Source organism: Eisenbergiella tayi (assembly GCF_001881565.1).
In the GTDB taxonomy this organism is placed as follows: Bacteria; Bacillota; Clostridia; order Lachnospirales; family Lachnospiraceae; genus Eisenbergiella; species Eisenbergiella tayi.
In genome coordinates this window covers 710,526-716,525 of sequence record NZ_MPDJ01000003.1, presented here as the reverse complement: position 1 = coordinate 716,525, position 6,000 = coordinate 710,526, and the positions used below count along the sequence as shown (strand labels likewise).

The following is a 6,000-nucleotide window of genomic DNA, read 5'->3' as shown; positions in this document are numbered from 1 at the left end:
AACCTATATACCAATTTTCTGTTATTTTCAGCCAACTTTCTTGGATGTAACTTCTATTTTATCAGCTTATAATGGGTATATAAAGATCATTTTCTTTTTACAAAATAATAATATTTTCAGGAAAGGATTACTTATGGAAAAATGGAAAGCTCCCAAAAAACCCCGTATCGGAATCTATACCATGGGGCTGAAAGCTTACTGGAATCAGTTTCCCGGACTTCGGGAACGGCTGCTTCATTACGGACAGTTTATCTCGGATAAAATAACGGCTCTGGGCGGAGAGGTCTTCTTCTATGGACTGGCCGACTGCGAAGAGGCTGGCAGGGAATGCGGGGAATATTTTAATTCCCATAACGTGGATCTGATATTCGCCCATTCAGGCACCTATGTGAACAGCTCTTCCGTCCTTCCCATCCATCAGATCTGCAGGGTACCTGTCGTGATACTGAACCTGCAGCCCGCCGCGCGGATTGCCTATGACAGGACGACTACCGGAGAATGGCTGGCCCACTGCGGCGCCTGTCCTGTCCCGGAGCTGTCCAATGCATTCCACCGCAGCGGCATCGCCTGCCGGATCATCAACGGACTTCTCGGCCTGGATCACACACCCGGCATTTCCCTCACAGAGGAAAATACGGCTTCACGTCCGGAAGCCATAAAGGCATGGAAGGAAATCGGAGAATGGGTGAAGGCCGCCGCAGTAAAGAGGGAATTATCCGGCTGCCGGTTCGGATTCCTGGGAAATACGTATAACGGAATGTTGGATATGTACAGCGATTTTACCATGATACAGGCACAGACCGGAGCCCATATAGAAATACTGGAAATGTGTGATTTAAACAGAGAGCTTTCACAGGTAACAGAGGAAGAAGTCCTGGCAAAGAAACAGGAAATCCTGGAATTTTTCTTAATCAGTGAAGAAAAGGCCGCCGACCCGCTGGCTCAAAAGCCAACGGATGAACAGCTTGACTGGTCCGCCCGGGTGGCGGCAGCCCAGGAACGGCTTGTGCGGGATTACGGCCTGGACGCCCTGACCTATTACTACCACGGTTCTCCCGGCGGGGAATATGAAAAGCTGCAGAGCGGCTTCATCGTAGGCCACTCCCTGCTAACCGCCCGGGGAATCCCCTGTGCCGGTGAGGGGGATCTGAAAACCTGCCTCGCCATGAAAATATGCGATATCTTAGGAACCGGCGGCAGCTTCTGCGAAATCGTGACTGTAGATTATGAAGACGGCACCATCCTGCTCGGACACGACGGCCCCTTCCATCTGGCGATCGCCAAAGGGAAACCCATCCTGCGCGGAATGGGGCTTTACCATGGCAAACAGGGTACCGGCGTTTCCGTCGAGGCAAAGGTGCGCACAGGCCCTATCACCAATCTGGCCTGCACCCAGACCATTGACGGCAGGCTTAAGTTCATTATAACTGAGGCCCAGTCCACAGACGGTCCCATTATGACTATCGGCAATACCCAGACCCCGGTGAAATTTAAAAAGGATCCGGATTCCTATATGGATGAATGGTTCGCCGAAGCGCCCACCCACCACTTCGCCATGAGTGTGGGGCATAACGCATCTGTAATGGAAAAAGTGTCGGAAATTCTGGGGATCCCCTGTGTGACTCTGGATAAATAGTGGGGAGCTGACGTATCCGCGCTGTATTTATCCGCCCCACATTTTCCTCATCGTCTTTTTTCTGCTGCCGGAAGCACTGTTTCCGCGGTCAGCGGCACGCATGGCCGGATAGAGCTTTTTCATCCGTTCATCTGTAAATTTCTCATCCAGCCATGCATCCAGCCGTCCGGATCCGGGCGTACCGCACAGCCGCTTTCTCCATCTTCCGACTGCCACATAGGAAAGCCAGAGATCATAAATAAGAAAAAGAGTTAATGCGAGTACCACAGGTGCCTTGACGGATAACGGTATCCTGCCGAAGAATGCAAACAGGATCGGGTGGAGCACACCGATATAAACAGTACCCAGGATTCCCCAGAAAAACATAAATTTCAGGCTTGTCCGCCCGCCGAAGAAAGCGAAACGCTGTCCGGAATATTCCCAGGACACCGTTCCATAGGTTTTTTCCTGAAAAAGACTGCATCCGATTTCAAAAATCCCACCCAGAACCGCACTGCCGATAAACAGCGCCGGCAGGCTTTTCTCTGCAAGGGACTTCAGAAGCAGGGTCATCAAAACGGCTCCAAATCCATAAATCTGGTTAAAGGGGCCGTAAACTACCCCGCGGCGGCTCACATATTTTCCCGTAAGCAGATAACAGTATAATGTTTCCAGTACAAAACCAAGTACATTTCCCACGAGAAACAGGAGCAAAATATCAAGCATTGCCATCCGGACCGCCTCCTTTTCCAATCTCTTTCCTAATTGCCGCTTTCCTCTTTATCTGGCTTATATAGACAGCCTCCACATGTCCCGCCATATTGATCTGATTGGCGCAGCATACGGATAGCCTCGTGGAGGAACGCAGCTGCTGTTTTTCCGCCTCACTGCGATCCCGATAATGAAAAACGGCAGCACACAGTTCCTCCGCATTACGGAAAATATACCCGTTTACCCCGTCCGTCACCTGTCCTGCATTAGCCTCATCCTTTATATACAGGACAGGCAGCCCCATAGCCATAGCTTCCAGCATGGATATGGAATTGACCTCCGAACGGGAGGCCGTGGCATACAGGTCGCAGCAGGCATATACCTCCCTGACAGAATCATGAGGGACTGCGCCTGTGAATATCACGGCATCTGTAAGACCCAGCAGCCTGACCCGGCTTTTAAGCTCCGCCAGTTCAGGTCCGTCCCCGATAATCATCAATCTAATCCGTTCATCCGCCCTTTGGCAGACAGCAAAATAATCAATCAATACATCCACGCTTTTCTCCCGTGCCAGCCGTCCGCAGAAACAGATAACCAGATTGTCAGGACTAAGCCCATAGACACATCGGAGTCTTGCCGTAACCGTACGGTCTGCCTGTTCCGGGGAAAACCTGTCGAATTCCACCGCATTGGCTATCATATTGACTTTTCTGCCTGCACCGCAAGTGTCCAGGAACTTCTGTACTTTTTCCGATGGCCCGATAATAGCGTCGGCCTGTTTTGCGAAATACCGTATATAGGCATAAACAAGCCTGCGGACCGCAGGAAAAAGAGTCGGTGAAGCAATGTAATGCAGATACTCATCCCACATGGTATGCAGTGTATAAATCAAGGGGATTCTCAGTTCCCTTGCGGTCTCCAGACCGGTGGACCCGATTCCGAATTCCGTATGGACATGGGCAATATCGGGGGAAAACTCCTTAATAAAGCGCATACGCTCCGGGCTATAGGAAGCCGCCATACCATAACCGTACAAATCTTTCAGTTCTGCCGCAGGACAATGGAGTATACCATGCTCCACGTAATGTCCGGCTGCCTTTGGGTCTGCCGTAACCACCAGGACCCTGTGTCCAAGCGTTTCCAGACCTTCCTTCAAAGTTTTTATATGTGTTGCAACCCCGTTGATTTGGGGTAGATACGTTTCGCTGAATAATGCTATTTTCATAAAATCACCCTTTCTGATCCGATACCCCTTTTATTCCGGCAGACCCGCCTGCAGCGGCCTGTTTTTTCAGCTTCCGATTGGTATTCTCACGAACCAGCGAATAAATGACAGCCACCAGCGGAATAAAAAAGATAATGCCTGGAAGGCCGAACATTTTGCCTCCCAGCAAAGCGGCAATCAGTGTCCACAGCGGGGACAGACCGACCGAGTTTCCCACCACGTGAGGATAAATAAATTGATTCTCAATAAACTGAACCGCCAAATAAACAAGTACACAAAGAAGAACCTTAGACGGCGCTGCAAGCAATGTCAGCAAAGCACCTATAAAGCAGGAGGCAAAAGCCCCGACATAGGGTACGAAAGCAAACAGACTGGTCAGGAATCCGGTCAGTCCGGCGTAAGGAAGCCGGAACAGACTAAAAGCGAGAACGATCAGACAGCCCAGCAAAATTGCCTCCACACACTGTCCCGACAGAAATTTGCTATAGGTTTCCCGGATAAGGGAAGCGATGGAACAGATACGTTCTGCGGTGCTTTTTTTCAGGTTCGCGCCGATCAGCTTCCTGACCTGCGGTCCCAGCGTACTCTTACTAATAAGGATATAAATGGATATCACCAATCCAAATACGGTATTGGCAACGCCGGATACGGTTGAAGCCGCTGCCTGCATCGCGGAGCCCATGACATTGTCAGCGCCTCCTGCCAGTGTTTTCATATCCAGCTTCGCCGCCCAGCCTGAAATTGCGGAAAGATCAATCCGGCAAGCTTTCAGCTGTTCTGTCCATACCGGCCATTGTTCTTTCAGAAGCGGCCATACGCTTTTTGCAGATTCAGCCAACTCCGGCAGCACCAGGGCAAAGGCAAGGAAGATCACAAGCGCAATGCACAATAATGTCAGCATAAGGCTCATTCCATGTAAAAGCCTGATTGAAGGTTCATGCTTTGCCCTGGCCGACAGACGGGTCAAAAGCTTTTCAAAGCCAGTCATTGGTACATTCAGGACAAAGGCAAACAGCAGCCCTAACAATATAGGGAAAAGCAAGTCTGTAATTCTCCTGAGAAATGTCAGTACAACGGAAAAATTCATAACGACGGCAAACAAGAGAATGCCGAATACGATTAAAAATAAAGTCTGCCTGTTTTTTTCATTCATCAATGCGAAGTCCCTTCCTTTTTTATCAGTCTTTTCTGTCCTGCAAAAGAGTCCGATTTCGGATGTTTATATTATAGTCCGATTTCGGATACTTGTCAAGCATCGGACAGTCAGGACGAAAAAAGACCTGTATGCTGCTGTACAGATATTACATGTACAGCAGTATACAGGCCCCAAAAAGGACAGGCTGTTTATCAGATTTCCTTATCTAAAAATGAAATGTATTTTGCCAACAGCTCCGTACAAAGCTGCTGTTCCTGCAAAGTCATATTATCGACTGCACGCTGCTCCGCATCGTATATAGGAAAAATAACACTTTCCCCGAATCTCTTCCCCTCTTCTGTCAGACGGATCACCTTCTTATTCCGTGTCCCCGGTATTGTTTCCAGATAAACATGCCCTTTTTTGATCATGCCCGATACAACAGAATTAACGGTCTGTTTGGGAAGCGACCACATTTCACTGATACTCTGTTGTGATTGTTCCTCTTCAAAAACGAAAAGCGCATATAACACCCAAAACTCATTATCGGAAATGCCGTGCTGACAGGCAGCCCGGTGATAGATTGCGGTCAGTTCCTTAAATTGCTGATTCATCAATCCAAATACTTTTTTACTCTCCTGCTTCATCGGAAAACCCTCCTTGAATTTATAAGAATATATTCATTCTAGTCCGAGTTCGGATACTTGTCAAGTGTCCCTGGCTTACGCGGGGATATTTCCGCCCCTATAAAATCATAAAAAACAGCAGCAGAAAAGTCCGAATATCCCATAAGGATAAGCCTGGCCTTTCTGCTGCCCTTCATTCTATCCGCACCCGGAACCTCTTCAGGAATTCAGCATCAGATTCTTCATATATAAAAGGACGCGTTCGATAAAATCATTTCTCTGATCACGATCACAGTTGGCAAGATAAGCCTCCACATTAAACTCCCGGCTGTCCTTCGTACCGGTTATCAGATAGTCCAGATTGAGATTATATTTTTTGGATAAAGTCTCCAGTTTCTTAAGACTTAAGGCATATTTCCCATTTTCCAATTTACGGTAATGCTCCACATTCACTTCCAAAACCTCCGCAAACTGCTCCTGGGTATATTTTCCATTTTTCCGGAATTCCTTAAGCCTTCCGCCTATTTCCAGATTAAGCATCTTCTCTTCTTTTTTCTTTCTCTGCTTCTCATCCGGCTGATTATCCTCTTTCTCCATAGGTATCACCTCGCATTTTCTATGACAATCATAGCAATGCATAGTTTTCCCGAACAGGTCGCAATACATACTCTAATTTGTTGTATTGCAT

The 6,000-nt window shown here is 48.2% G+C and carries 6 protein-coding genes; 1 reads left to right on the top strand and 5 read right to left on the bottom strand.

Annotated elements, in window-relative coordinates; genetic code table 11:
* Positions 1-133: 133 nt before the first annotated feature.
* Positions 134-1,636 (top strand): L-fucose/L-arabinose isomerase family protein, encoded by a 1,503-nt coding sequence (locus BLA28_RS14500; protein ID WP_069158489.1) that lies wholly within the window; start codon positions 134-136, stop codon positions 1,634-1,636.
* Positions 1,637-1,663: 27 nt separating this feature from the next.
* Here the strand turns inward: BLA28_RS14500 and BLA28_RS14495 are convergent, their stop codons facing one another.
* The 5 genes from BLA28_RS14495 to BLA28_RS14475 form a co-directional block, all read right to left on the bottom strand.
* Positions 1,664-2,347: a putative ABC transporter permease gene (locus tag BLA28_RS14495; RefSeq protein WP_069158490.1), complete on the bottom strand. Its 684-nt coding sequence runs from the start codon at positions 2,345-2,347 to the stop codon at positions 1,664-1,666.
* On the bottom strand, positions 2,334-3,551 hold the full coding sequence (locus tag BLA28_RS14490; RefSeq protein ID WP_069158491.1) for a glycosyltransferase: 1,218 nt from the start codon (positions 3,549-3,551) through the stop codon (positions 2,334-2,336). The genes BLA28_RS14495 and BLA28_RS14490 overlap by 14 nt, the downstream gene beginning before the upstream one ends.
* A 4-nt stretch (positions 3,552-3,555) precedes the next feature.
* Positions 3,556-4,704 carry an AI-2E family transporter gene (locus BLA28_RS14485; protein WP_069158492.1) on the bottom strand — a complete coding sequence of 383 codons (1,149 nt, stop codon included), beginning with the start codon at positions 4,702-4,704 and terminating at the stop codon, positions 3,556-3,558.
* Between the two features lie 194 nt (positions 4,705-4,898).
* Entirely contained in the window at positions 4,899-5,333 is a 435-nt protein-coding gene (locus BLA28_RS14480) for a MarR family winged helix-turn-helix transcriptional regulator (RefSeq protein ID WP_069158493.1), read from the bottom strand.
* Positions 5,334-5,531: 198 nt separating this feature from the next.
* On the bottom strand, positions 5,532-5,909 hold the full coding sequence (locus BLA28_RS14475) for a helix-turn-helix domain-containing protein (protein ID WP_081330124.1): 378 nt from the start codon (positions 5,907-5,909) through the stop codon (positions 5,532-5,534).
* Positions 5,910-6,000: the final 91 nt, after the last annotated feature.

Excerpts from the sequence above, each read along its gene's own strand:
- BLA28_RS14480 (WP_069158493.1), bottom strand. The coding sequence starts at position 5,333 with ATGAAGCAGGAGAGTAAAAAAGTATTTGGATTGATGAATCAGCAATTT.
- BLA28_RS14475 (WP_081330124.1), bottom strand. The coding sequence starts at position 5,909 with ATGGAGAAAGAGGATAATCAGCCGGATGAGAAGCAGAGAAAGAAAAAA.
- BLA28_RS14495 (WP_069158490.1), bottom strand. The coding sequence starts at position 2,347 with ATGGCAATGCTTGATATTTTGCTCCTGTTTCTCGTGGGAAATGTACTT.
- BLA28_RS14500 (WP_069158489.1), top strand. The coding sequence starts at position 134 with ATGGAAAAATGGAAAGCTCCCAAAAAACCCCGTATCGGAATCTATACC.
- BLA28_RS14490 (WP_069158491.1), bottom strand. The coding sequence starts at position 3,551 with ATGAAAATAGCATTATTCAGCGAAACGTATCTACCCCAAATCAACGGG.
- BLA28_RS14485 (WP_069158492.1), bottom strand. The coding sequence starts at position 4,704 with ATGAATGAAAAAAACAGGCAGACTTTATTTTTAATCGTATTCGGCATT.